Annotated in this window: 15 protein-coding genes and 1 tRNA gene; 11 read left to right on the forward strand and 5 right to left on the reverse strand. The window is 47.6% G+C overall.

Going from position 1 to position 25,281, the window contains the following annotated elements; genetic code table 11:
- Nucleotides 1-2 precede the first annotated feature (2 nt).
- From A4V09_RS20290 to A4V09_RS26225, 6 genes are all read left to right on the forward strand, one after another.
- A complete protein-coding gene (locus tag A4V09_RS20290; RefSeq protein ID WP_065543915.1) occupies nucleotides 3-899 on the forward strand; it encodes a carbohydrate ABC transporter permease in 897 nt (298 codons plus the stop codon).
- Nucleotides 896-1,738: a carbohydrate ABC transporter permease gene (locus A4V09_RS20295; protein WP_065543916.1), complete on the forward strand. Its 843-nt coding sequence runs from the start codon at nucleotides 896-898 to the stop codon at nucleotides 1,736-1,738. Before A4V09_RS20290 ends, A4V09_RS20295 begins: the two co-directional genes overlap by 4 nt.
- A 392-nt stretch (nucleotides 1,739-2,130) precedes the next feature.
- Nucleotides 2,131-2,334: a hypothetical protein gene (locus A4V09_RS24675; RefSeq protein ID WP_065543917.1), complete on the forward strand. Its 204-nt coding sequence runs from the start codon at nucleotides 2,131-2,133 to the stop codon at nucleotides 2,332-2,334.
- 198 nt (nucleotides 2,335-2,532) lie between these two features.
- The gene (locus tag A4V09_RS20305) at nucleotides 2,533-3,186 is read left to right on the forward strand and encodes a GDSL-type esterase/lipase family protein (RefSeq protein WP_065543918.1); all 654 of its coding nucleotides are present in this window, start codon (nucleotides 2,533-2,535) and stop codon (nucleotides 3,184-3,186) included.
- A 31-nt stretch (nucleotides 3,187-3,217) separates the two neighbouring features.
- Complete coding sequence (locus A4V09_RS20310) at nucleotides 3,218-4,504, forward strand: ABC transporter substrate-binding protein (RefSeq protein ID WP_084043698.1); 1,287 nt, start codon at nucleotides 3,218-3,220, stop codon at nucleotides 4,502-4,504.
- Nucleotides 4,505-4,896: 392 nt separating this feature from the next.
- The gene (locus A4V09_RS26225) at nucleotides 4,897-6,381 is read left to right on the forward strand and encodes a helix-turn-helix domain-containing protein (RefSeq protein WP_330396463.1); all 1,485 of its coding nucleotides are present in this window, start codon (nucleotides 4,897-4,899) and stop codon (nucleotides 6,379-6,381) included.
- Nucleotides 6,382-6,743: 362 nt separating this feature from the next.
- On the opposite strand, the gene A4V09_RS20325 is transcribed toward A4V09_RS26225, so the two are convergent.
- A tRNA-Arg gene (locus A4V09_RS20325) sits at nucleotides 6,744-6,817 on the reverse strand.
- A 293-nt stretch (nucleotides 6,818-7,110) separates the two neighbouring features.
- On the opposite strand from A4V09_RS20325, the gene A4V09_RS20330 reads away from it, so the two are divergent.
- The gene (locus tag A4V09_RS20330) at nucleotides 7,111-9,417 is read left to right on the forward strand and encodes an InlB B-repeat-containing protein (protein ID WP_065543922.1); all 2,307 of its coding nucleotides are present in this window, start codon (nucleotides 7,111-7,113) and stop codon (nucleotides 9,415-9,417) included.
- A gap of 77 nt (nucleotides 9,418-9,494) precedes the next feature.
- On the opposite strand, the gene A4V09_RS20335 is transcribed toward A4V09_RS20330, so the two are convergent.
- The 3 genes from A4V09_RS20335 to A4V09_RS20345 all read right to left on the reverse strand — a co-directional run bounded on the left by A4V09_RS20335 (nucleotide 9,495) and on the right by A4V09_RS20345 (nucleotide 14,941).
- Nucleotides 9,495-11,246, reverse strand: coding sequence for an ammonium transporter (locus A4V09_RS20335; RefSeq protein WP_065543923.1), 1,752 nt, complete (start codon nucleotides 11,244-11,246; stop codon nucleotides 9,495-9,497).
- A gap of 166 nt (nucleotides 11,247-11,412) precedes the next feature.
- Nucleotides 11,413-12,828, reverse strand: a complete 1,416-nt coding sequence (gene purF, locus A4V09_RS20340; protein WP_065543924.1) for an amidophosphoribosyltransferase — start codon at nucleotides 12,826-12,828, stop codon at nucleotides 11,413-11,415.
- 13 nt (nucleotides 12,829-12,841) lie between these two features.
- On the reverse strand, nucleotides 12,842-14,941 hold the full coding sequence (locus A4V09_RS20345) for a glutamine synthetase III family protein (RefSeq protein WP_065543925.1): 2,100 nt from the start codon (nucleotides 14,939-14,941) through the stop codon (nucleotides 12,842-12,844).
- Nucleotides 14,942-15,478: 537 nt separating this feature from the next.
- Between A4V09_RS20345 and A4V09_RS20355 the strand changes: the two genes are divergently transcribed.
- The 4 genes from A4V09_RS20355 (at nucleotide 15,479) to A4V09_RS20370 (ending at nucleotide 24,409) form a co-directional block, all read left to right on the forward strand.
- Complete coding sequence (locus tag A4V09_RS20355) at nucleotides 15,479-16,480, forward strand: hypothetical protein (protein WP_065543927.1); 1,002 nt, start codon at nucleotides 15,479-15,481, stop codon at nucleotides 16,478-16,480.
- Between the two features lie 280 nt (nucleotides 16,481-16,760).
- A complete protein-coding gene (gene pyrG / locus A4V09_RS20360; protein WP_065543928.1) occupies nucleotides 16,761-18,377 on the forward strand; it encodes a CTP synthase in 1,617 nt (538 codons plus the stop codon).
- A 2-nt stretch (nucleotides 18,378-18,379) separates the two neighbouring features.
- A complete protein-coding gene (gene gltB / locus A4V09_RS20365) occupies nucleotides 18,380-22,921 on the forward strand; it encodes a glutamate synthase large subunit (protein WP_065543929.1) in 4,542 nt (1,513 codons plus the stop codon).
- A 3-nt stretch (nucleotides 22,922-22,924) separates the two neighbouring features.
- Nucleotides 22,925-24,409: a glutamate synthase subunit beta gene (locus tag A4V09_RS20370; protein ID WP_065543930.1), complete on the forward strand. Its 1,485-nt coding sequence runs from the start codon at nucleotides 22,925-22,927 to the stop codon at nucleotides 24,407-24,409.
- Between the two features lie 446 nt (nucleotides 24,410-24,855).
- On the opposite strand, the gene A4V09_RS20375 is transcribed toward A4V09_RS20370, so the two are convergent.
- Nucleotides 24,856-25,266 (reverse strand): uroporphyrinogen decarboxylase family protein, encoded by a 411-nt coding sequence (locus A4V09_RS20375; protein WP_242963876.1) that lies wholly within the window; start codon nucleotides 25,264-25,266, stop codon nucleotides 24,856-24,858.
- Between the last annotated feature and the right edge of the window lie 15 nt (nucleotides 25,267-25,281).

Below are 25,281 nucleotides of genomic sequence, written 5' to 3' on the forward strand. Positions count from 1 at the left end.
TTATGAATAAGAAAAGACTCAAAGAATATGCGGTATCCTATAGCTTTTTGCTGCCGTTTGCGGTATTCTTTATTGTTTTTACCGTGATACCTATAGGATACGTTTTTTATCTCAGCCTGCATGACGGAAATTTCCTGCAGGCGCAATTTGACTGGGTGGGGCTGAAGAACTTTAAGGATGTGCTGCAGACACCGGACTTCCAGAACGCGTTTAAGAATACGTTCATCTATATGCTCATTGAAGTTCCGGTAAGTCAGTTCCTGGGAATCTTTTTTGCACTTTTGATCAAGAAAAAAACACGGTTCAGCCATGTGTGCGAAGTGATCTATTTTCTTCCCATGCTGATTTCTATGGTTGTTGCCAGTGTTCTGATCTCCTATATTTTATCGAATAACGGGCCTCTGAACCTGCTTTTCCAGGTATTGGGCATGAAGCCCATCAGTTGGCTCAACGGCAGATTCAGCGCGAAAATGGCAGTTATGATACTGGAGCTTTGGAAGGGCGGCACCTTTTTTATCTTTGTTTATATGTCCGCAATGCGTTCCCTTCCGGCGGACTGTCTGGAGTCCTCCAGGATTGACGGGGCAAATGTGGTCCAGGAGACAATTTATGTGGTCCTGCCCCTTATCAGAAACGCCATTATTTTATGTGTCACTATGAACACGATCTGGCAGTTTCAGATATTTGAATCCGTATATATGCTGACAAACGGAGGACCTCTTGGCGCCACCCAGACTGTAATATATGAAATATACCAGTACAGCTTTAAATATTACAGGGTCGGATTCGGGGCAGCAGCCTCACTGGTATTCCTTCTTGTGATCCTGCTTATATACGGACTGGAAAACCTGCTTCTGAGGGAAAAGGAACAGACAAAGAGAAGGGGGGAAAACGTATGAACAAATATAGGGTGAAGAAAAGCTTTTTTTTCTTTCTAAAGGCATTTATGTTATTTCTGCTGGTAGTTATCATTGCCTTTCCTTTCTGGCAGCTCATTGTATCTTCCATGCTGGACACTAACGCGATTATCAGTTATCCGCCGAAATTCTGGCCCCGCGGCGGTTCTCTGGATAATTATACAGAAGTTTTGAAAATGCAGGGAGGGGCGTATCTGCGGTGGATGATGAACAGTATTTTTGTGGCGGGAAGTAATACGGTGCTTGTGGTTCTGGTGGCATCCATGGCAGGATACGCCTTTGCGAAAAGACGGTTTCCGGGCTCTAAGGTTTTGTTTAACGTAGTGGTCGCCACCCAGATCATTCCCAGCGTGACTACCTTGATCCCTCTTTTTCTGATCGTTTCTAAACTGGGATGGGTGAATACATATAAGTCCCTGATCTTTCCCGGTGTGGCCAGTGCTTTTGGTGTTTATATGATGACACAGTTTATGAAGGATATTCCGGATTCGCTCTTAGAAGCAGCGAAAATAGACGGATGCAGCAATTACGGGACTTTTTTTAAGATTGTACTTCCCATAACAGTGCCCCAGTTAAGTCTTCTGGGGATCTTTAACTTTACCCAGCAGTGGGGAAGTCTGACATGGCCGCTGATCACAGTAAATGAAACCATGATGAAAACACTTCCCCTGGGAATTGCATCCATGAAGGACTTAAACGGAACTCTGACAGGAACCATAATGGCAGCATCTATGATAAGTTTTATTCCTCTGCTTCTTGCATTTATTTTTGCAAGTGATAAATTTATAGAAGGAATGACATTGGGAGCTGTGAAAGGATAGGTGCGCCCAGAAAAGGGCGGATAGTCTAGGGGGTGGAACACCCGCACGGCAAAGCGCAGCGAGCCGCCGTTAGCAAGTCTTGAGTGCTGTCTGGTAACAGACAGGGCTAAGCGTAGACAGCAAGGGAGCAGGGCTGCAATGCTATAGAGCCCCGAAACTTCACAAAGTCTCAGAGGACGACGCAGTTTATCCATGTGGAAGGCAGCATCGCGGCACGAGATATCACGAGTGTGCCGCGGCTCTGGCGGGGTCTGAGGGCCACCGCAGGCAGCCGGATGCGGGCATAGTACCAAAGAAACCGGTAATGACGGCGGAGGGAAGGCCTGCACATAATAACACTCTTTCTGAGGATACATTTACTGTACTCAGGGACGGGAGGATAAGAAGAGCTATTGCTCTCCTGCCATAAGGAATTAAATGGCAGGAAAGCAGTAGGGATCCATGAGGTGACGAAGGAGCAATACAGCCGGCTTTTGGAGTTCGGAAGATATGCGGAAGAAAGAAGGAAGCGCAGAGGAGAGGGAAAGACCGAGACCTTTGATTTCTTAGGATTTACATTCTATTGCGGAGAAAACCAGGCGGGAAAGAGTGGTTGAAGTACAACCGTTCAAGCCCATTGAAAGTATTGATGCCGAGACTAAACCGCAAACTGACAGGGCACTATAGGTACTACGGAGTAACGTATAATATACAGCCGCTGGTGAAGTATCACTATAGTACGACAAAACTGTTATACCACTGGATGAACCGCAGAAGTCAGAAGAAAAGCTACGATTGGGAGGAATTTAAGCAATATGAAACGGATATTGTGTTATGGTGATTCTAATACCTGGGGGCATAATCCTAAACCGGAGGGGGAAAACTTCCGGTATGGAGATGATGTGAGATGGACCGGGGTTTTGCAGAAATGCCTGCTGGGAAGAGCAAAGATAATCGAGGAGGGACTCTGCGGGCGCACTATTATGTTTGACGACCCAACATCTCCGGACAGAAACGGGAGAAAATTTCTGGGCTGCAGCCTGCAGAGCCATCAGCCTTTGGATCTGGTGGTCCTTATGCTGGGGACAAACGATGTCCGGCACATTTTTACCCCCAGCGTAAAGGAGATCGCAGCAGGTATGGCGAACCTTGTGAGAATGGTGCGGAATCCGGATACCTACTGGGTGGGCAAAAGACCGGAAGTATTGGTGATCGTCCCGGCACCGGTGCGGGACGAAATTGCGGAATCTGATTTTTACGGTATGTATGATGAGGAATCTGTGAAGAAAAGCAAGGCTCTTTATGCTGCTTATGAGGCAGCTTTGAAAGATATGGACGGCGTCTGTTTGCTGGATGCCGGCAAGACTGCAGAGGTTTCAGTAAAAGACTGTATCCATCTGACCGGGGAGGGACACAGGAACTTGGGAACAGCCGCAGCAAAATGTATTGAGGAGATACTGAAAATCTGAGTTTATTAAAGGACAGCATGGGTGATAGCAGGTGGAAAAACGGCAGAAAATTATTTTATTGGGGTTTTTGTTTCTATTGGCAGCGATCATACTACTCTGCTTACGGTTCTTTCCAAGGTTTGAGGAAAAGAGAAGCCGTGAGGAGAAGAACGTGATAAATCTGCGGCTGTGGTATCCATGGGAAAATGAGGGGGAGGCGTATAAGAAATCTTTTCTTGAGGCTGTGGAAGCGTATAACAGCACCCATGATGAGGTACAGGTTTGGGCAGAAGGAACAGAGATGGAGTTGTATAGGGAAAAACTGCCGTCCGCCATTGCATCCAATGATACTCCGGATATTTATTTTTGTTTTGGAGACCGTTATCTCCAGGGGGCAGCCAGTTCAGGCAAACTACTAAAGATGAATGAGTATCTGTCAGAGGATATTGACAGCAGGCTCCATGAGGATGCTGTAAGAGGTCTGACTTATGAGGGCGGGATTTACGGCCTTGGGTTTTCAGAAAATATAGCTGTCCTGTTTATAAACATGGAAATGTTTGAATCATATGGATGCCGGGTTCCATCAGACTGGGATGGCCTGCTGGAGGTGTGCCGGGAATTTATTTCCAGAGGTATCACGCCCTTTGCCTGTTCAGGTGACACGGATACAGGTTTCAGGCTTTACCTGGAAAGCATATGTATAGGGGCGGCTGGAGATGACGTATGCGCAAGAGTGCTGCAGCAGGAGGGGACCGGGGAGGAGATCGCCGCTTTTGCAGATGGTGTGGGCAAGTTCTGCCAGCTCAGGGATATGGGGGCTTTTGGAGATCCATGGTTTCCGAGAAGTACTCAGGATGTGGAAAATGATTTTTATCTTAGCAAGATTCCCATGTATCTGGCAAAAAGTGATCTTGCCGGGAATATTATGCAGGAGAACAGTCCCCTCTATGGAAAGTTATCTGCAGTGCCGTTTCCCGGACTGCAGAATGCCGGGCAGATTCTTGGAGGGATCAGCGACGCTTTTGCTGTGAACAAGGCAGCAGCTTATCCCAGGGAGACCGTACAGGCTTTGGAGGAAATTCTACAGAATTTTGCCGTCAGGTTATACGAGAGGGGGGCAGGGATTCCGGTGTGGGATACCGGCCGTGCGCAAAAGCCTGAGGAAGAGATTTATTGGCAGATACGGGAGATTGCGGATACGGCAGAAACCAGGATGCAGTATTGGGAATTTTATCTGGACAGGCGCAGAGCCGAGAGGTTTATGAAAAGCTCTGAGGAGCTGGGCGGGGGAAGTATATCCCCGGAGCAGTTTATAGAAGAATTGTGTACGGCAGGTTGAAAGATCATCAGGAAAAGATTATGGCAGGCGGATTGTATAAGTCCGCCTGCCATTTCATATGGTTCTTTATACAGATGGAAGTATGTGGGCTGCATATATATTGCTTTTTTCTTTCCGTAAGACAGAGACTTTGTTATAATGAGTGGCAGAGGCGGTCAACTAATGGTTGAATTTTGAAAAAAGATTAAAAATCAACCGACGGTTGCTTGTAAATGTGCTTAGATTACGGATATGCTGTTAGTATCTTAAAAAAGACGACGCGCCGTTTTATCAGATAATCTTCATACAATTGTGAGACTTATGATCACAGTGTGGGAAAGCGATGGGTAGTGAACGATAGCATAAAGTTACTTATAAATTTCTGAAACAGGAAAGCTGAATGGGTGAAAAGTATGGATGAGAATACAACTATGAAAACAGCAAATATCCGTCTTCCGGAATTATTTGGAGACAGGATTTCATTTTTAAGAAAGTTAAAAGGACTGACACAGGCGCAGCTTGCAGAGAAGCTGGGAATTTCAGCACAGGCGGTGAGTAAATGGGAAAGCGGTCTCTCCTGTCCGGATATTATGATGCTGGTTCCCCTGGCAGATATATTTAATGTCAGTACAGATATGTTGCTGGGAGGCGGTCAGCTCACCGGATGTGATGTGACTCCGAACCAGAATGCGGAAGCAGACCGGGAAAAGGGGTTCCCGGGGCAGACGGCTGCAGAGGGGAGAACGGAATCTTCTAAAGAAACGCAGAACCGGGTTGGACCGGAATGGCAGGTTGGCGTTGAATGGCAGAACGAACCAGAAGAAGACAGCAGGACGGGAGAAGAAGAGACAGGCGGAGCCAATGGTTATGTGAAAGCAGCCAGCCAGACAAGCGCAGCAGATGCAGGTGGAGCCGGGGGTTTGGGTAAAGCGGGCGTCCAGGCAGGCGCAGCAGATGCAGGCGGAGCGCAGGTTCAGAGTAAAACAGAGGAACAGGTAAAAGCTGAGTCACAGACTGGAGAGGCGGCTCAGGCTAAGGCAGAGGACCAGGCAAAAGCAGAGGAGTCCGCCGACTGGCAGAGCCAGACCGGACAGGGGACTCAGGCCGGACCATCTGATACAGAGGGCCAAAGAACACAGGAGAATGTAAATCGGGAAGCAGACAGAGCTGGGGAGAGCGGAATGCACCAGGATTCATCCAACAGAAGGAAATGGGAGGAAAACTGGAAAAACGGCACCCTTGAAATCAGAAAGGTTTTCCGGGAGAATAATGTGATGATCCATTCCCTGCATATTGACATCGGCATGGCGGACGCCATTATCCGTGAGGGTGATGAGTTCGCGCTTGACCTATCCTGTTATCCAAACGGTGACTGCAGAGAGGAGGTAAGGGACGGGGTCTGGAAGATAAAAGACAGAGGATATAAGGACCTGTTTTTACTGAGCAACCTTACAAATATTTTTTCAGAACGAAAAATAATCATCATTATACCCAGAGGATATCATTTCAAGGATGTGAAAATAAAACTGGGTGCAGGCAAATTGGTGGGCAGAGGAATACTGACAGATTCCAGCAGCCTGGACCTGGGAGCCGGTGAGATCGTGCTGGCTGATTATTATAGTGGTGACGCCAAGATCAAATGCGGTATGGGAAAAGTGATGCTGGAAGGACAGATGCGGGGCAGATGCAAACTGGACTGCGGCATGGGTGAGATTGCAGCCAGCCTTGTGGCACCTTCCGAATATGGCTACAGAGTCAAGGTAGGTATGGGTGATGTCAGAGTCGGAGAAAACCGGTTGGGAGGCATGGGAGGCACTTATAAGGTGAACAACAACGCGGAGAACTTCTTTGATATCAACTGCGGAATGGGGGCAGTGAAGGTTTTATTTGATGAATGAGAATTAGGAAAATAGCATCAGCAATGCAGGATCTCCCGTCTTAATGGCATGGTATAATCCATTGTGTTCGGCGTATGATATGGGAATTACCGCCATATGGTATGTGCTCTCCTCGGAGACGCCGGATATGAATACATGTCCTTTGGCGGGCAGGGAAAATGTGATCATCACACCGCACAGCGCTTTCACTCAACAACAACGGAATATCTGCTTTATAAAATTCCTGCTGAAAATGTGCTTCGCTGCCTGGAGGGGAATGATAAGGAGGCTGACCGTGTAGTGAATAGGGTGGGATTAGACTAAAAATATGAGATATAATTGAAAAAGGTGTTGAAAACCTGGGTTTTCAACACCTTTTTCAACGTTCCTGAGGTGATTCGAACACCCGACCTACCGCTTAGGAGGCGGTCGCTCTATCCAGCTGAGCTACAGAAACATAATATCTTCTTGCGACCCTATAATTCTATACTACCTAAAGGAAAATGTCAAGACACCAGCTCTTTTTTTTCTGGCTTATTCTGAAGATAAATGGTAACAGTACATCCGCCTGAACTGTTACCATTATAAAAATAACTGCCAGTTATTACACTCCATATTTGGGAAATATCGACAAAGTTTTCTTAATGTTTGTTAATAGACTATTCATTGCAACAACGATTTGCTATAATAGTAGTACAGAAAGGGAATGGTTATTCACAAGCAAATAAAGAATGAAAGAGGTGAAAGATTATGAAGCGCAAAGTGAAAAGAATGCTGGCTATGTTTCTTACTTTTATAATGGTATTTTCCATGGGAACGGTATTTGTTTCCGCTGCCGAGGAGGGGGCGGGCAAGAGCACAGAGACAGCAGTAAAACCGGAACTGTCCAAGAAAACAGCGGACAGTGTGATCCTGAAGACAAAAGACGGATATGTGTATGGCATTCAGGAAGATGGAAGCACATGGAAATGGGCGGATGATAAACAATATGATAAGACGGCAAAGACAGTATCATTTACAGGACTGAAAGCAGACACGGAGTATGTATTTGCCCAGAAGACGAAAGATGCGGAAACGGTACAGGATACCGATATACTGAAGATAAAAACAGATGTTGCAGCAGTGCAGGCGGAGACTCCAAAACAGGAAGGAGTAAATACAGAAAGTCCCAAAGCTGAGGAGCCCCCAAAGGCAGATAAACCTCAGGATGAAGGCATGAACGCAGAGCAGCAAAAACCTCAGGAGACAGATCAGACAGAGGCTGGGGCAGAAGGTAATAAGGCAGATGTGCCGGAAGAACCCCAGAAGCCGGATGACAGCAAGAAACAGGAAGAGAACACAGAGGTAAGTACCCCGTCAGGTACGGAAGATACCACGGATAAGACCGAAGGTACACAGGGTGTCGATAAGAACACGGCAGGAGACGCGGTAACGGACGATAATAACAGCCAAAAGACAGATGAGGCTAAGAAAGATGAACCGAAGGGTGAAGATACTAAGAGCGATGAATCCAAAACCGATGAATCTAAAACCAATGCAGGGAAGAACAACGATTCAGAAAATCAGATGAATGACAAAAACACCCCGCAGAAGGCCCAGACACCAAAGCCGCCTCTGTATGACAAAGTGACTGACACAAGTGTTGTACTGAAGCCCGATGGCGATGCTGGTTCGTATACTTACAGTTATAAGATGGTGTTAAAGGATAATAATGCGAAGGCAGCAGAATTGACCAGTGATACCGGAGAATTTTCAGGTCTGACACCGGATACGGATTACCTGGCTTATATCATGGTAAAAGGAAATGATAAAGCACAACCTTCATATACGGACAGTGACTGGAGCCAGCCGACAGAGATTCACACCTTAAAAGCAGCGGCAGAGAAACCGAAAGCAGCGCCTAAGCTGGCAGAGAAGACAGACACCATGATCAAGCTTGATACATCAACAGCAGGTCTGGATTACGGTGTATATCTGGATAACGGTAAGATCAGCTGGAACAGCGAAGGTGAATTCAAGGGATTGACAGCAGGCAAGGAATACAGATTTGTCACACGTGTCAATTTTGATGAGAAGGAGCAGATGGAAGGCCCTATCAGTGACGTTTTGAAAGTTACAACCAAAAAGGCAGCGGCAGCAGCTCCTGAAGCCCCGGTATGCATTGGAAGGACAGAGAACAGCATTACACTCAGGGCTGTAAACGGACAGGAATATGCAATGCTTGAGAACGGAAATCCGGGTAAATGGCAGGACAGTGAAGTTTTCAGCGGATTGAAGGCAAATACAAGATACTCTTTTGTTACGAGAGTTAAGTATAACCCCGACGAGGCAATGGAAAGTAAAGTAAGCGGCAGCTCTTCCGCAAAAACCATAATCGCGTTTGAAGGATCCGGTGTGACAGGTATTGAGGTAAATGGTGTCTATGATAAGAATGCTGTTGTAAACATTGCAGCCAATGGAAAAGGTACAGATAATCAGAAACCGGAAGTACAGGATACCAGATGGGTTCCCGAGAGCTGGAAATGGGGAAGCTCCGCAAAAGGCACCTGGAAGAAAGCCCCGTACACTGCAAAACTTACACTGAATAAGGCAGGCAAGATGGAACTTGAAGTTGTTTTCAGCCTGCAGGAGTATTCAGAAAAAGGCTGGACAGCTATGACCGCTGAGAAAAAGACGATCACGGTACCGTTCAGTGTAAAGGAACAATATACGATTACAGCTTCCGCAGGTTCCAATGGTAAGATTTCTCCTTCCGGCAGCGTAAAGGTAATGGAAGGAAATGATGCAGTATTTACATTTACTCCAAACAAGGGATATCAGATCTCCCAGGTGACAGTGGACGGCAAGGCCGTTTCAGTGAAAAACAACAAGTACACATTTGAAAATGTAAATGCCAACCACAAGATCTCTGTTACATTTAAGACTCTCACTAAGACAGTTCCGAAGACAGGAGATACTATGAATATGGCAGGTTATCTGATGCTGGCAGTTCTCTCCGCTGGTGCTGTGCTGGCAGTTGTGATTTCTGCAAAGAGAAAGAAAATGAACCAGAGATAACAGAAAATAAGTAATATAAGGAGGCCCCGCCGGATATACCGTCCGGCAGGGCCTCTTTTTTATATCGTGGTTTATGTTTATTCTTCGGAGGAAGTATCCTGCAGGGCAAGGAAACCTTCTTCTCCGGTACGGATTTTTACTACATTTTCTATGTCGTATACAAATACTTTGCCGTCACCGATCTGTCCGGTATGAAGTATTGCTTTTGCTGTGTCAATAACCTTCTGTACGGGAACAAGGCTGACCACAATTTCAATCTTGACTTTGGGAAGCAGGTTCATATCCATTTCAACACCTCGGTAATAAGTGGTTGAACCTTTCTGGATTCCGCAGCCGAGTACATTTGTGATGGTGATTCCCGTAACGCCGATTTCATTCATGGCGTGCATAAAATCTTCCAGCTTGCTGCGCCGTGTGATAATCACAACTTTGGTTAGCTTGTGGACCGTGGTGCCTTCTTTTAGTATATTCCTGCAGGCCTCAGCCGGAGCCTGCGTGGCGGATGCGCCTTCTGCAGCAGGAGTATAGTTCTTTGCGGTTCCCATTACATGGGGAACCGTACTCATGGAATCCTGTGTGACAAAATCGGCGTAGCTGCTTGCAAGGCCGTGTTCTCTTACATCCAGTCCGGCTATTTCCTCGTCAGGGGAAACCCGGAGGCCAACGGTATGTTTGATCGCCTGGAATATGATGATCATAGTTACCACGACCCAGGCGGCGGTTGCAATAAAACCGATAAATTGAACACCTAACTGCTGGAAGCCGCCGCCGGTAAAAAGACCTTTGGCCTCTGTACCTGCACCGTCTGAGAAAAGGCCTACGCAGAGGGTTCCCAGTGCGCCGCACATGCCGTGTACTCCCACTGCACCTACTGGGTCATCAATCTTGCAGGTCTTGTCAATAAACTCAATTCCAAATACCACTACAAACCCTGCCAGGATACCTATGATGGCAGCAGATACTGTAGAAACGGTATCACATCCGGCTGTGATGGCTACAAGTCCTGCAAGGGCGCCATTCAGGGACATGGAAACATCCGGTTTTTTATACAGTATCCAAGTGATACACATAACAGTGATTGTGGCCACCGCGGCAGCCAGATTGGTTGTGACAAATATTTTAGCTGCAGATACAATGGCATTCCCTTCCATGGAAACCGTGGAACAGCCGTTGAATCCAAACCAGGCAAACCAGAGGATAAATACACCTAAGGCACCTACTGTCAGGTTGTGTCCGGGAATAGCTCTTGATTTACCGCATTTGGAATATTTTCCCATACGGGGGCCAAGGATCTTGGCACCTACAAGGGCAGCGACGCCGCCTACCATATGGACAGCACAAGAACCTGCGAAATCATGGAATCCCATTTCAGCTAACCAGCCGCCGCCCCAGATCCAATGGCCCGATATGGGATATACCACAAGGCTGATGAGAAGGCTGTAAATACAGTAAGAGGAATACTTTGTTCTTTCTGCCATAGCACCTGAGACTATGGTTGCAGAAGTTGCGCAGAAAACGGTCTGGAAAATCAGAAAAGCCCAGAACGGGACACCGTCGGGAAGCATCCCCGCACCATAATTGGATTCGGAGGCAATACCAGCCACGGAACCAAAGAAGCCGTTGCCTGCACCAAACATGACTCCAAAACCAACCAGCCAGAAGGCAGGTGTTCCGATACAGAAATCCATCAGGTTTTTCATAATAATATTGCCGGCATTTTTTGCCCGGGTAAAACCAGTCTCCACCATGGCAAAACCTGCCTGCATAAAGAAGACCATTGCGGCGCCTAAAAGCACCCAGATTGTGTTAACAGATGAAAAATCACTCATAAAATCTCTCCTTCCTTTTTCAAGCTGAAACTCCTCATACTTTCTTAATGCTTATTGCAAACAAAAAGGGCGCGTACTTGAGAGCTATGGGAGACTCAAAAAATACGCACCTTTGCATAAAGAAAAATTACTGTTGTGACAATAGAAAGTCTGCAATGTGTGCAGCCTATTGTTTGTTATCCTCTGTGCAGCCTGTGAGATCCATGGGATATTGGCTGTCAAAACAGGCTTTGCAGAGAGGAAGGTGATCTGCCATGGACGGCAGATCCTCCAGTCTCATATAGCCCAGGGAGTCAGCGCCAATCATGGCACAGATCTCGTCAGCCGTGTGGGAAGAAGCAATTAACTGTTTGTTGGATGGAATATCCGTTCCAAAGTAACAAGGATACAGAAACGGTGGAGAACTGACACGGACATGAACGCTTTTAGCTCCGGCATTTTTCAGCATACGGATGAGGTTCGCCATGGTTGTACCGCGGACGATGGAGTCGTCAACAAGTATGATTCGTTTTCCGCGGACAACAGATTCTAAAACGTTTAGTTTAAGCCTTACGCTTGATTCACGTTCCTTTTGTGTCGGTTTGATAAAAGTTCTTCCCACATAGCTGTTTTTATAAAAGGCTAACGCAAATGGAATCCCTGACGCTTCCGAATAGCCTTTTGCTGCCGGGATCCCAGAGTCGGGAACACCGGTCACAAGATCTGCATCCGCAGGATAGGATGCCGCAAGGGCGGCACCTGCGCGGATGCGGGCATCGTAGATGTTGACGCCGTCCAGGGTACTGTCCAGCCGCGCGAAATAGATGTACTCAAAAATGCAGTGAGCATGTGTCTTGTGGCATAGCTGGCAGTTGGAGGTGATGCCATCCGCTGTTATGGTGATGATTTCACCAGGGCGGATATCACGGATGAATTCTGCGCCGGTTGCTGAGAGGGCGCAGCTCTCGGAAGCAATAATATAAGATGAGCCACGTTTTCCAAGGCAGAGAGGTTTCAGGCCAAGAGGGTCCCGGACGCCGATCAGTTTGCGCGGGCTGGCAATGACCAGACCATAGGCTCCGCGTATCTTTTTTGCCGTATGCAGAATGGCTTCTTCTACATTGTGTGTGTTTACTCTCTCCCTGGCGATGCAGTAAGCGATCACTTCCGAATCCGTGGTTGTATGGAATATTGCTCCGGTCTGTTCCAGCTCACACCTAAGGTCTTGAGTGTTCACCAGGTTCCCGTTATGGGCCAGAGCAAGTGTTCCCTTTATATAATTCAGAACCAGAGGCTGCGCGTTTGAAAGGGTGGTAGCCCCTGTAGTGGAATAACGAACGTGGCCGATGCCTAGATTTCCGTGAAGCCCCTCAAGTATTTCAGCCTTGAAGACCTCACCGACCAGCCCCATTCCTTTGTATGCGTTCATATTGCCTTTGGGGCCTTTGGTATCGCACACGGCAATACCGCAGGATTCCTGACCCCGGTGCTGTAAAGAACAGAGTCCATAGTAGATGGATGACGCAGCATCTTCCCCGTTGGGATGAAAGATGCCGTATACCCCGCAGGCCTCTTTTATTTTCATAGCAGACTGTGATTCCATGGAGTCATCTTCCTCAGATATAGAACAATAACTGGTCATAGGTTGGATAAGGAAGCAGTTCATCAGGAATTTTTGTCTCTGCTTCGTTAGCTGCAGTTTTCAGTTCTTCCATGAGGGGAAGCACTTTTGTAAGGAATAATTCAGCCTGTTTCTGCATATCTGTAACGGATTCCGCTTCGGAGGTTGCACTCTTCAGTGCGGCTGTACCGGCGGTGATAGTATTTGATATTTCAGTCAGACGGCATACCAGGGCCTCCTCGGAATCAGTGGAAAGTCCGGGGATCAGGGCTTTTTTGTCAGCAGCCTGTTTCGCAGCGGAAGCCGCGTAGCTGTTGACTGCCGGGAGGAAATCCTTTATAAGCATTTCCTGCAAGGTTTTGGACTCTATGGCAACTGTTTTGGAGTAGGTTTCCAGAAGGATCTCATAGCGGGAGTAGATTTCCTCCTTTGTAAACACGTCGTGTTTGATAAATAGATCCAGATTCTTCTCTGCAATAAAACGGGGCAGGGCTTCGGGTGTGGAGGCCAGATTATAAAGGCCTCTTGCTGCCGCCTCTTTTACCCATTCTTCTGTGTATCCGTTGCCGTTGAAGATGACTTTTTTATGTTTTTTGATAGCGCGTTTGATCAATTCATGGACCGCATGTTCCATTTCCTCCGGTGCAGTGTCTTTCAATTCATTATAGAACTGTGCTAATGCTTCCGCAACAGCAGTGTTCAGCACCATGTTAGGGTTAGCCACAGATGCAGCGGAACCCAGCATACGGAATTCAAACTTATTGCCGGTAAAGGCAAAGGGTGAAGTACGGTTTCTGTCGGTTGTGTCCTTGGTAAAGTGAGGCAGTACGTGTGCGCCCGTTTCCAGCTGTACCGGATGTGCCTTTCCAAAGTAGGCGTCCTCCTCAATGGATTTCAGCACGCTTTCCAGCTCGTCGCCGATGAAGATGGAAACAATTGCCGGGGGCGCCTCGTTACCGCCCAGACGGTGGTCATTGCCGGCGCTGGCAGCGGATACTCTCATTAGGTCTGCGTAGTCATCCACCGCTTTGATAACCGCCATGAGGAATACCAGGAACTGTGTGTTCTCAGCAGGTGTTTTGCCCGGTTCCAGCAGGTTGGTGCCGGTGTTGGTGCACATGGACCAGTTGTTGTGCTTGCCGCTTCCATTAATACCGTCAAAGGGTTTTTCGTGGAGGAGGCAGACAAGGCCGTGTTTTTCCGCTGTCTTCTTCATGATTTCCATGGTGAGCTGGTTGTGGTCAACCGCTACATTGGTGGAATCGAAGATGGGGGCCAGCTCGTGCTGGGCAGGCGCCACCTCGTTGTGTTTTGTCTTGGCCGGAATACCCAGTTTCCAGAGTTCTTCATCCAGGTCGTGCATATAGGCTGCGATTCTGGGCTTCAGAGCACCAAAGTAGTGGTCTTCCATTTCCTGGCCTTTGGGGGCAGGTGCTCCGAACAGGGTTCTGCCTGTGAAGATAAGGTCGCGTCTTTTTTCGTAGAGCTCTTTTGGGACAAGGAAGTATTCCTGTTCCGGGCCAACGGTGGTGGACACGCTTGAAACCTCTTTGCTGCCCAGAAGATGAAGCATTTTAACTGCTTCTTTATTCAGTGTTTCCATAGAACGAAGGAGCGGTGTTTTTTTATCCAATGCTTCTCCGCTGAAGGAGCAGAAGGCTGTTGGTATGTAAAGGGTATTGTCCTTGATAAATGCCGGTGATGTAGGATCCCAGTTCGTATAACCTCTCGCTTCAAAGGTGGCACGCAGACCGCCGGATGGAAAGCTGGATGCATCAGGTTCTCCTTTTACCAGTTCTTTGCCGGAGAATTCCATGATGATCTCACCGCTGCCGTTGGGTGAGATGAAGCTGTCGTGTTTCTCTGCGGTGTAGCCGGTCATGGGCTGGAACCAATGGGTGAAATGTGTGGCTCCGTTCTCTACGGCCCATTCTTTCATGGCTACAGCTACGGAATTGGCAACATCCAGTTCCAGGTGGGTTCCGTTTTGGATTGTCTTGTGAAGGGCTTTATATACGTCCTTCGGGAGTTTGTTGCGCATCACTTTGTCACTGAAGACCAGGCTACCATATAGTGTAGGAATATCTTTAGACATATTCACAGCACTCCTTTCAAAATTTATTTGGGGTTTTTGATTGGGCTGATAAAAATAAAACAAAAAAGGCACCTTGGATGGAGTCATCCAAAGCGCCTTTGCTTTATGGACTGTAGTATTGCACGGAAATGGAGAAATGTCAATAGGTTTTTTGAAAAATGTTTCGGGAGGGGGCAGGGGCCTTGTTTTTTTTCGGTGTTCCCAGACGGGCAGAAAAAGGTTGGTAGAATGTGGTTTGTTTTTGTGGAATTTTGCGGGATTGACAGGTTGGGGGGAGGAGGGTATAATCGGTTTATCTGGAAAGCAATTCATTTAATCTGCGGCAGATCTGCCGAAAGTTCCGGAAAGTATAAAATTGAATATGGACGGATGAAATAGCGGGAATGACAGAGCTTTGGGATGGCTAGCAAAGTAATAGTTGATATAAGATGCTTTTTATATTATATTTATGGTATAGAATACAATTGCCAAATCAATTGCTAAGTGTGCTGTGCTCTGATATCTCAATCTTTGCTTTTTTATCCGGGAAGGAGGTCTATGAAAGGAATTGTACTGACAGCAGTGGATGAGGAAGTCTATGAGGGGCTGTCAGATAACGAGATTTTTGCGGATTTATTTAACGGCGCCTTGTTCGGCGGAAAGCAGGTGATCAGGCCGGATATGCTGGAACAAGAAAATGAGAAAAAGGTGGTGCGCGCAGGAAGAGAGGGCGGAAGGCGGGTGATACTCCGGAGAATCCGGGATGTGCAGAAGCTGTCTGTGATAGGAGATAGCTGCCTGGCCGTTATACTGGCGGCAGAGGGACAGAGGACGGTACATTATGCCATGCCTGTCCGCTGTATGCTTTACGATGCCATTGATTATACGGGGCAGGTTGAGCATATTGTGAGGGAGAGAAAGGGGGAAGGAAAATTAAAGAAAGGGTCGGAATATCTTTCCGGGATGAAGAGGGAAGACAGGCTGCTGCCGGGAATCACGATCGTTTTTTATTATGGGGAGGAGCAGAGCTGGGATGGACCGCTGAGTCTTCATGATATGCTGGATATCCCGCCGGAACTGAAACCGTGGATGGAGTGTATCCAGGATTACCGGATCAACCTGGTGTGCGCAAGTACAGTGGAGAGCAGTAATTTCAGGACGGGGCTTCGGGAGGTCTTTGAATTGCTCCCGCTGCTGAAAGATAAAGAAGGGATGAAGGAATTTCTGGAGACCAGAAAGGATGAATTCATGCATCTGGATGCAAAAAAAGGCTGGCTGGTGTCAAAATTCCTGAATGTTCCAGCCTTGAAAGAGCTGAAAGAAAATGAGAAGGGAGAGGTGGATATGTGTACGGCCATTGAGGAAATGATGGAAGAAAGGGAAGAACGTGGAATATTACAAGGAATAGAACAAGGAATAAAACGTGGAGAAGTACGAGTAAACCAATTGATTGAAGTATTGTTACAGCAACCATGCCAGGAGGAGGCTTATAAAGAAATCCGGAGGGCAGTAACAGATTGGGAATATCAGAAGAAACTTTTTGACAAGTTTGGAATATAGGAAATTTTATGTATGCTATGCCAGGGAGCAAGTTTTGGAATTTAGAAAGCCCTTTGAACAAAAAAATAAATTAGGGGATTTACAAATGCGCGGAAATGAGATATAGTAATTCCATAATTTTTTGCAGTGCTTCTTTTGAAGTGTGCAGAGGACAAAAGCATATAGAGTAAAACAACGACAATGGCGTCGGCTAACCTTATATTGGGGTTGCCGACGCCTTTTTGGTATGTGGAAAATGCTGTAAGTTTTTCATAGCCAGGTAACGCAGGAGGAAAATGTGATGGCAGTAAAATATGTATTTGTTACAGGCGGCGTAGTGTCGGGACTGGGAAAAGGAATCACTGCGGCGTCCCTTGGACGTCTTCTGAAAGCCAGAGGGTACAAAGTAACTATGCAGAAGTTTGATCCTTATATTAACGTAGACCCCGGAACCATGAATCCGATTCAGCACGGAGAAGTGTTCGTGACCGATGATGGGACAGAAACGGATTTGGATTTGGGGCATTATGAGAGATTTATTGATGAGAGCCTGGACAGGAACTCTAATGTGACTACAGGTAAAATATACTGGTCTGTTCTGCACAAAGAGCGTCATGGAGATTATGGCGGCGGAACAGTGCAGGTGATCCCTCATATTACCAATGAGATAAAGGCATGTTTTTACCGGGCCAAGGAACCGGATGAGGAACGGATCGCCATTATCGAAGTGGGAGGGACTGCAGGCGATATTGAGAGCCAGCCGTTTCTGGAGGCGATCCGGCAGTTTCAGCATGATGTGGGGCATGAGAATGCCGTATTAATTCATGTGACTTTGATTCCATACCTGAAGGCTTCCGGTGAATTGAAGACAAAGCCTACCCAGGCAAGTGTGAAAGAACTTCAGGGTATGGGGCTGCAGCCGGATATTCTGGTATGCAGGTCGGAATACCCCTTGTCTCAGGAATTAAAGGATAAAATTGCACTGTTTTGCAATGTACCGGAGAGTCATGTACTTCAAAATCTGGATGTGGAATATCTATATGAAGCACCCTTGGCAATGGAAAAGGAAAATCTGGCTCAGGTGGTGTGTGATTGTCTCCGCCTGCCGTGCCCGGAACCGGACCTGGAGGATTGGAAATCCATGGTGGCGGATCTGCGGAATCCGAATACAGAGGTTGAGATCGCTGTCGTAGGTAAATATATACAGCTTCATGATGCCTATTTGAGTGTGGCGGAGGCATTAAAGCATGGCGGGATTGCCGCCCATGCCAGTGTGAAGGTGCGCTGGGTGGATTCTGAGTTTATCACAGAAAGCAGCTGCGGGGAACTGCTTGGCGGGCTGGACGGAATTCTGGTTCCAGGCGGTTTTGGAACCAGGGGGACGGAAGGGAAAATCCTGGCAGTGAAGTATGCCAGGGAAAACCAAATCCCTTTTTTGGGTATCTGCCTTGGAATGCAGGCAGCAATTATTGAGTTTGCCCGCAATGTGCTGGACTATCATGATGCCAACAGCATGGAACTGGATCCTCATACGCTGCATCCGGTCATTGCCCTGATGCCGGAGCAGAATGGAGTGGAAGATTTGGGCGGTACCTTGAGACTGGGTTCCTATCCGTGCAGGCTGAAAAAGGGAAGTAAATCCTATGCATTATACGGAAAAGAAGAGATTACAGAGCGCCACAGACACCGCTATGAGGTAAATAATGACTACAGAGAAAGGCTTGAGGAGAAAGGGATGACGCTGGCAGGTGTTTCACCTGACGGCAGAATTGTGGAGATGATTGAATTGACAGGCCATCCTTTTTTTATGGGAACACAGGGCCATCCGGAATTAAAATCCAGACCGAACCATGCACATCCTCTGTTCGCAGGTCTGGTAAGCGCGGCTGTTAAGTATAAGAAAGAGAGAGGTTTTTGACTATGAGAAAAAATGAGGGATTGTACCGACAGCAGTTTGAACATGACAACTGCGGTATTGGAGCCGTTGTAAACAGTAAAGGTATCAGGAGCCATAAAACTGTGGAGAATGCTCTGAAAATCGTGGAAAACCTGGAACACAGGGCGGGTAAGGATGCGGAGGGAAAGACCGGTGACGGTGTTGGCATCCTGCTTCAGATCTCGCATAGATTTTTTGCTAAAGCCTGCAAAAAAGCGGACATCCATATTGGAGGAGAACGTGAATATGGTATTGCCATGCTGTTTTTTCCGCAGGACGAACTGAAATGCAACCAGGCGAAGAAGATGTTTGAAATCATTGTGGAGAAGGAAGGCCTGGAATTTCTGGGATTCCGTAAGGTTCCTGTATGTTCAGAGGTACTGGGGGATAAGGCGTTGAGATGTATGCCAAATATTGTGCAGGCGTTCATTAAAAAACCTGAGAACGTGGAAAAGGGGCTTTCCTTTGACAGAAGGCTGTATATTGCCCGCCGTGTATTCGAGCAGAGTAATGACAATACATATGTGGCGTCCATGTCCAGCCGGACCATTGTGTATAAAGGGATGTTTTTGGTAAACCAGCTCCGCACATTTTTTATGGATCTGCAGGACGGGGATTATGAATCTGCCATAGCCATGGTGCATTCCCGTTTCAGTACCAATACAAACCCAAGCTGGGAGCGCGCACATCCCAACCGTTTTATTGTACATAACGGGGAGATCAACACGATCCGGGGAAATGCGGACAAGATGCAGGCAAGGGAGGAGACGATGGCCTCCGATCATCTGAAGGATCAGCTTCACAAGGTGCTTCCTGTGGTGGACACCAGAGGCTCAGACTCCGCTATGCTGGACAATACGCTGGAATTCCTGGTGATGAACGGCATGGATCTGCCTCTGGCAGTCATGGTGACAATTCCTGAACCTTGGGCAAATAATAGTACACTTTCCCAGGAGAGAAGGGATTTTTATCAGTATTATGCGACCATGATGGAACCGTGGGACGGCCCCGCCTCCATTCTTTTTTCCGACGGCGATGTGATGGGGGCTGTGCTTGACCGGAACGGGCTGCGCCCGTCCAGATATTATATTACAAAAAACGGAGATGTGATCTTGTCCTCAGAGGTGGGGGTTATGTCTGTGCCGGAGGAGGAGATCGTGCTGAAGGAGCGTCTGCATCCCGGAAAGATCCTGCTTGTGGATACTGTTAAAGGACAGATTTTCAACGATGATGAGTTAAAGGAAATTTATGCGGGAAAACAGCCGTACGGTGAGTGGCTGGACAGTAATCTGGTGGAGCTGCATGACTTGAAGATTCCCAATATCCGCGTGGAGGAATATGTGGGGGAAGCCCTTACCAGGATGCAGAAAGCTTTTGGGTATACCTATGAAGAGTACAGAAATTCTATTTACAGTATGGCACTGAACGGTTCTGAGGGAATTGCGGCAATGGGGACAGATACACCCCTTGCAGTGCTTTCTGAAAAGCATCTGCCCCTGTTTAATTATTTTAAGCAGTTGTTTGCGCAGGTTACAAATCCCCCCATTGATGCCATCCGGGAGGAGATTGTGACCAGTACAACGGTGTATGTAGGGAAAGACGGTAACCTGCTGAGGGAACGGCCGGAAAACTGCCAGGTGTTGAAAGTGAACAATCCCATTTTGACCAACACAGATATGCTGAAGATCAAAAATATAAATGTGGATGGCTTTAAGGCTGTTGTGGTTCCCATAACTTATTACAAGAGTACACGTCTGGACAGAGCTATTGACAGGCTGTTTGTGGAAGTGGATAAAGCTTACAAGGACGGCGCCAATATTCTGGTGCTCAGTGACAGGGGGATTGATGAAAACCATATGCCTATCCCGTCGCTTCTGGCAGTGTCTGCAGTGCATCAGTACCTGGTGAAGACAAAGAAAAGAACTTCTCTTGCCATTATCCTGGAATCCGGAGAACCCAGGGAGGTGCATCATTTTGCAGCGCTTCTGGGATATGGGGCATGTGGGGTAAATCCTTATCTTGCCCAGGATACTATAAAAGAACTGATCCACAACAAACTGCTGGATAAGGATTACTATGCGGCGGTGGATGACTACAACAATGCCATTCTGCACGGAATCGTAAAGATCGCGTCAAAAATGGGAATTTCCACCATACAGTCCTATCAGGGTTCCAAGATATTTGAAGCGATCGGTGTTTCAGAGGAAGTGATCAATAAATACTTTGCGGGAACGGTAAGCCGTGTGGGCGGCATTTCCTTAGAAGATATAGCAGATGACGTAGACGTGCGGCATTCTAAAGCATTTGACCCTCTCGGACTGCCCAGCAGCCTGGAACTGGAGAGTATGGGAATCCACAAAATGAGGCGTGAGGGGGAGAAACACCGCTATGACCCCCGGACTATCCATATGCTGCAGGAGTCCACAAAAAGAGGGGACTACCGCATGTTTAAACAATATACAGAACTGGTGGACAGGGAGCAAAGCGGTTATCTGCGCAGCCTGATGGATTTTGAATATCCGAAAGAAGGTATCCCCATCGAAGAAGTAGAGAGTGTCGATGAGATCGTAAAGCGCTTTAAAACTGGCGCTATGTCCTATGGTTCCATATCCCGGGAAGCCCACGAGACACTTGCCGTTGCTATGAATATACTGCACGGCAAATCCAATACAGGTGAGGGCGGAGAAAGCGATGAGCGTCTGGACAGTGCGGGAAATGCCGTGGACCGCTGCTCTGCCATCAAGCAGGTGGCCTCCGGGCGTTTTGGTGTGACCAGCCGTTACCTGGTCAGCGCGAAAGAGATCCAGATTAAGATGGCCCAGGGCGCAAAACCCGGGGAAGGAGGGCATCTGCCGGCCAAAAAGGTCTATCCGTGGATCGCAAAGACCAGACATTCAACGCCTGGTGTAAGCCTGATCTCACCGCCGCCTCATCATGATATTTATTCTATTGAGGATTTGGCAGAGCTGATCTATGACCTGAAAAATGCCAATAAATATGCCAGGATTTCCGTGAAACTGGTATCTGAAGCAGGAGTGGGTACCGTGGCAGCGGGTGTGGCAAAGGCCGGTGCGCAGGTTATCCTCATTTCCGGGTATGACGGCGGTACGGGAGCGGCGCCTCAAAGTTCCATCCACAATGCGGGGCTTCCCTGGGAGCTGGGTTTGGCTGAGACGCACCAGACGCTTCTCATGAATGGACTGCGCAGCCGTGTTATGATCGAGACGGACGGAAAATTAATGAGCGGACGTGACGTGGCAGTGGCTGCGCTGCTGGGCGCTGAAGAATTTGGATTTGCAACAGCACCCCTGGTGACTATGGGATGTGTTATGATGCGCGTCTGCAACTTGGATACATGCCCTGTGGGAGTGGCTACCCAGAATCCGGAGCTTAGAAAACGGTTTAAGGGAAAACCGGAGTATGTGGTTAATTTTATGCGGTTTATTGCACAAGAACTGCGGGAATACATGGCAAAGCTGGGCATCCGTACACTGGACGAGATGGTGGGGCGCACGGACTTGCTGAAAGTGAAGGAAAATGCTGAGAACCTTAAAGCCTCTCAGATTGACCTGCAGGCAGTTCTGAATAATCCATATGCAGGAAAAAATACAAAGGTTACATTTGACCCGGCCCAGGTATATGATTTCAGACTGGAAGAAACAAAGGATGAAAAGGTACTGCTGAAGAAGCTGAAAAAAGCAGTGGAGGAAGGCGGGAAAGCCGGTGTGGAGGTTTTGGTGACCAACACAGACAGGGCATTTGGAACCATGCTGGGTGCGGAGATCACAAGGCAGCATAAGGACGGACTGCCGGAGGATACGATCTCGGTTTCCTGTACCGGCGCCGGGGGACAGAGCTTCGGGGCATTTATACCCAGGGGACTTACCCTGTCTCTGTGCGGAGACTGTAATGACTACATGGGCAAAGGCCTTTCAGGAGGAAAGATCGTAGTATATCCGCCAAAGAAGAGAAATTACAAGGCGGATGAAAATATCATCACGGGAAATGTGGCTCTATATGGAGCAACCAGCGGAACAGCCTATATCGGAGGTGTGGCAGGCGAGCGCTTTGCTGTCCGCAACTCCGGGGCCTGTGCCGTAGTGGAAGGTGTGGGGGAGCACGGCTGTGAATATATGACCGGAGGCCGTGTGGTTGTGCTTGGGAAAACAGGCAAGAACTTTGCAGCAGGAATGAGCGGTGGTATCGCTTATGTGCTGGATGAAAAGAATGATCTGTATAAGAATCTGAATAAGGAAATGATATCTATAGAGAAGGTGGAGACAAAGCTTGATATCCAGGAATTGCATCATATGATCGAAGCCCATGTGGAAGCCACCGGTTCCCGGAAGGGACAGGAAGTGCTTGCAGGATTTCAGGATTATCTGCCCAAGTTCAAGAAGATCATTCCGGATGACTATAAGAGGATGACCACTCTTGCTGCAAGGCTGGAGGAGCAGGGAATGTCGCCGGAGCAGGCACAGTTAGAAGCGTTTAATGAGAATTTTAATCAGAAAGGGGCAGAGTAGGAGATGGGAAAGCCGACAGGATTTTTAGAATACAACAGAGTAAGTGCCCAAATGGAGGAACCAAAAGAAAGGATCAAGCATTTCAGAGAGTTTAAAAAATATCTGCCCATAGAAGAACAGCGGAAACAGGGAGCACGCTGCATGGAGTGCGGCGTCCCGTTCTGCCAGTCAGGGGATGTGCTGGGGGGCATGGTTTCGGGGTGCCCGCTGCATAATCTGGTACCGGAGACAAATGATCTGGTATACACGGGAAACTGGGAACAGGCATATCTGCGTCTCTCCAAAACACACAGTTTTCCGGAATTTACAGCAAGGGTGTGCCCTGCACTCTGCGAAGCTGCATGTACCTGTAACTTAAACGGGGAGCCTGTGGGAACCAAGGAAAATGAACTTGCCATTATTGAGACTGCTTTTGAGAGAGGATGGGTAAAACCACAGGTTCCAAAGGTGAGGACAGGAAAGAAGGTGGCTGTTATAGGCAGCGGCCCTTCCGGCATGGCAGCGGCGCAGCAGCTCAACAGAAGAGGGCATCAGGTCACTGTGTTTGAAAGGAATGACAGAATCGGAGGGCTGCTGCGTTACGGCATACCTAATATGAAACTGGATAAGGCAGTGATCGACAGAAGAGTGGGACTTATGGAGGAAGAGGGCGTTGTTTTTAAAACAGGTGTGGATGTTGGAAAAGATATAAAGGCGGCTGAGTTACAGAAGGGGTTTGACCGGATCGTACTCTGCTGCGGGGCTTCCAACCCCAGGGATATCAAAGTCCCGGGGAGGGATGCTCATCATATTTATTTTGCTGTTGATTTTCTTGCTTCTGTGACCAGGAGTCTGCTGGATCCGGGTCTAAAGGATCATAAGTTTGTATCTGCCAAGGGAAAACATGTGCTGGTGATCGGGGGTGGTGACACGGGAAATGACTGTGTGGGAACAGCCCTCCGATTGGGGGCAAAATCGGTAACGCAGCTTGAAATGATGCCGAAAGCTCCCGATACAAGGGCTGACAGTAACCCCTGGCCTCAGTGGCCCCGTGTCTGCAAGACAGATTACGGACAGGAGGAGGCAATTGCAGTGTTCGGGCATGATCCCAGGATTTATCAGACTACAGTGACGGAGTTCATCAAGGATGAAAAGGGGAATGTGCAGAAAGCAAAGACCGTAAAACTGGAGAGTAAACGGGATGAAAAGACAGGGCGCATGAATATGGTTCCTGTAAAAGGGAGCGAAGAGGTGATTGATGCCCAGCTTGTGCTCATTGCGGCAGGATTTCTGGGAAGTCAGAAATATGTGACGGATTCGTTTAAGGTGTCTGTGAATGAGAGAACGAATGTAGCCACCAAACCGGAGGGATATGAGACCAGTATACCCGGTATCTTCGCGGCTGGGGATATGCACAGGGGACAGTCATTGGTTGTCTGGGCGATCCGGGAAGGGCGGAAGGCGGCTGAGGAGGTGGATGCATCTTTGATGGGGTATTCTAATTTGTAAAAATGTAAACTTTGAAAACGCTGTACCAGGCATAAAAACATGTCTGGTATGGTATTTTTTCGTTGCATGTTTGTCTGGTTTGTGGTATGATATATTCATTATTTAATGCATTTTCTGCATAGAATTATTTTCGTTCTGAAAATAAAAATTCCCACATTTTTAAAGCAATCATTAAAAAGGAAAACGTTTATCCAGGAGGGAGAAAGTATGGGGGAAAAGCTAAATGGGGATCAATTATTAAGTCAATAACAATTGTCCAGGTCTGATTGTGGATATTAGGAGATCAGAAGAAACATGCATATTCAAATCAAACGATTAAATGCAGTAAAAGTAATTATGCCAAATTTCTGCCTCAGACAGAATCTATTGCATGTTACTAATAAATTCTATATCTCTATGCAGAATCCTGGGAGGCAGCAGTCTCCCAGGACACCAGATGTTTCAGTTTATTTTCTGCCGTAGTTAAGTACGGTGTCATACATCGCTTCTATGTTTTCGCGTTTCGCATTATCAATACTTCCATTTGTATCAAAGATATATCCGCCGCCCGGGGCACAGGTATCTATGAGTGATTTGCAGGCATCTATGACCTGCTGTTTTGTTCCGTATTCCAGCAGATAGATGGGCAGATTTCCGGATATACAGGCAGTATTTCCAAGGGTTTTCTTGGCCTGGGCCATATCCACACTCTCAAAATGATAGATAACTTTTCCGGCTGGTACGTCCGCAAGCTGTTCCAGACGGCTGTTGTATTTTCCTTCTGTGTAGATAAAGGGGGTGACTCCCATATCTATGAGGGCAAGCATGATCTTTTTCAGTGGTTTCCAGTATAGTTTTTCATACTGCCGGGGACTCATGAAGCCGTCCATCCC

It is taken from the genome of Blautia pseudococcoides, from assembly GCF_001689125.2.
GTDB classification, from domain to species: domain Bacteria; phylum Bacillota; class Clostridia; order Lachnospirales; family Lachnospiraceae; genus Blautia; species Blautia pseudococcoides.

Bases quoted from the DNA above. Each gene is read 5' to 3' on its own strand.
- A4V09_RS20290 (WP_065543915.1), top strand. From the start codon at position 3: ATGAATAAGAAAAGACTCAAAGAATATGCGGTATCCTATAGCTTTTTG.
- A4V09_RS20295 (WP_065543916.1), top strand. From the start codon at position 896: ATGAACAAATATAGGGTGAAGAAAAGCTTTTTTTTCTTTCTAAAGGCA.
- A4V09_RS20305 (WP_065543918.1), top strand. From the start codon at position 2,533: ATGAAACGGATATTGTGTTATGGTGATTCTAATACCTGGGGGCATAAT.
- A4V09_RS26225 (WP_330396463.1), top strand. From the start codon at position 4,897: ATGGATGAGAATACAACTATGAAAACAGCAAATATCCGTCTTCCGGAA.
- A4V09_RS20330 (WP_065543922.1), top strand. From the start codon at position 7,111: ATGAAGCGCAAAGTGAAAAGAATGCTGGCTATGTTTCTTACTTTTATA.
- A4V09_RS20335 (WP_065543923.1), bottom strand. From the start codon at position 11,246: ATGAGTGATTTTTCATCTGTTAACACAATCTGGGTGCTTTTAGGCGCC.
- purF (WP_065543924.1), bottom strand. From the start codon at position 12,828: ATGGAATCACAGTCTGCTATGAAAATAAAAGAGGCCTGCGGGGTATAC.
- A4V09_RS20345 (WP_065543925.1), bottom strand. From the start codon at position 14,941: ATGTCTAAAGATATTCCTACACTATATGGTAGCCTGGTCTTCAGTGAC.
- A4V09_RS20355 (WP_065543927.1), top strand. From the start codon at position 15,479: ATGAAAGGAATTGTACTGACAGCAGTGGATGAGGAAGTCTATGAGGGG.
- pyrG (WP_065543928.1), top strand. From the start codon at position 16,761: ATGGCAGTAAAATATGTATTTGTTACAGGCGGCGTAGTGTCGGGACTG.
- gltB (WP_065543929.1), top strand. From the start codon at position 18,380: ATGAGAAAAAATGAGGGATTGTACCGACAGCAGTTTGAACATGACAAC.
- A4V09_RS20370 (WP_065543930.1), top strand. From the start codon at position 22,925: ATGGGAAAGCCGACAGGATTTTTAGAATACAACAGAGTAAGTGCCCAA.
- A4V09_RS20375 (WP_242963876.1), bottom strand. From the start codon at position 25,266: ATGAGTCCCCGGCAGTATGAAAAACTATACTGGAAACCACTGAAAAAG.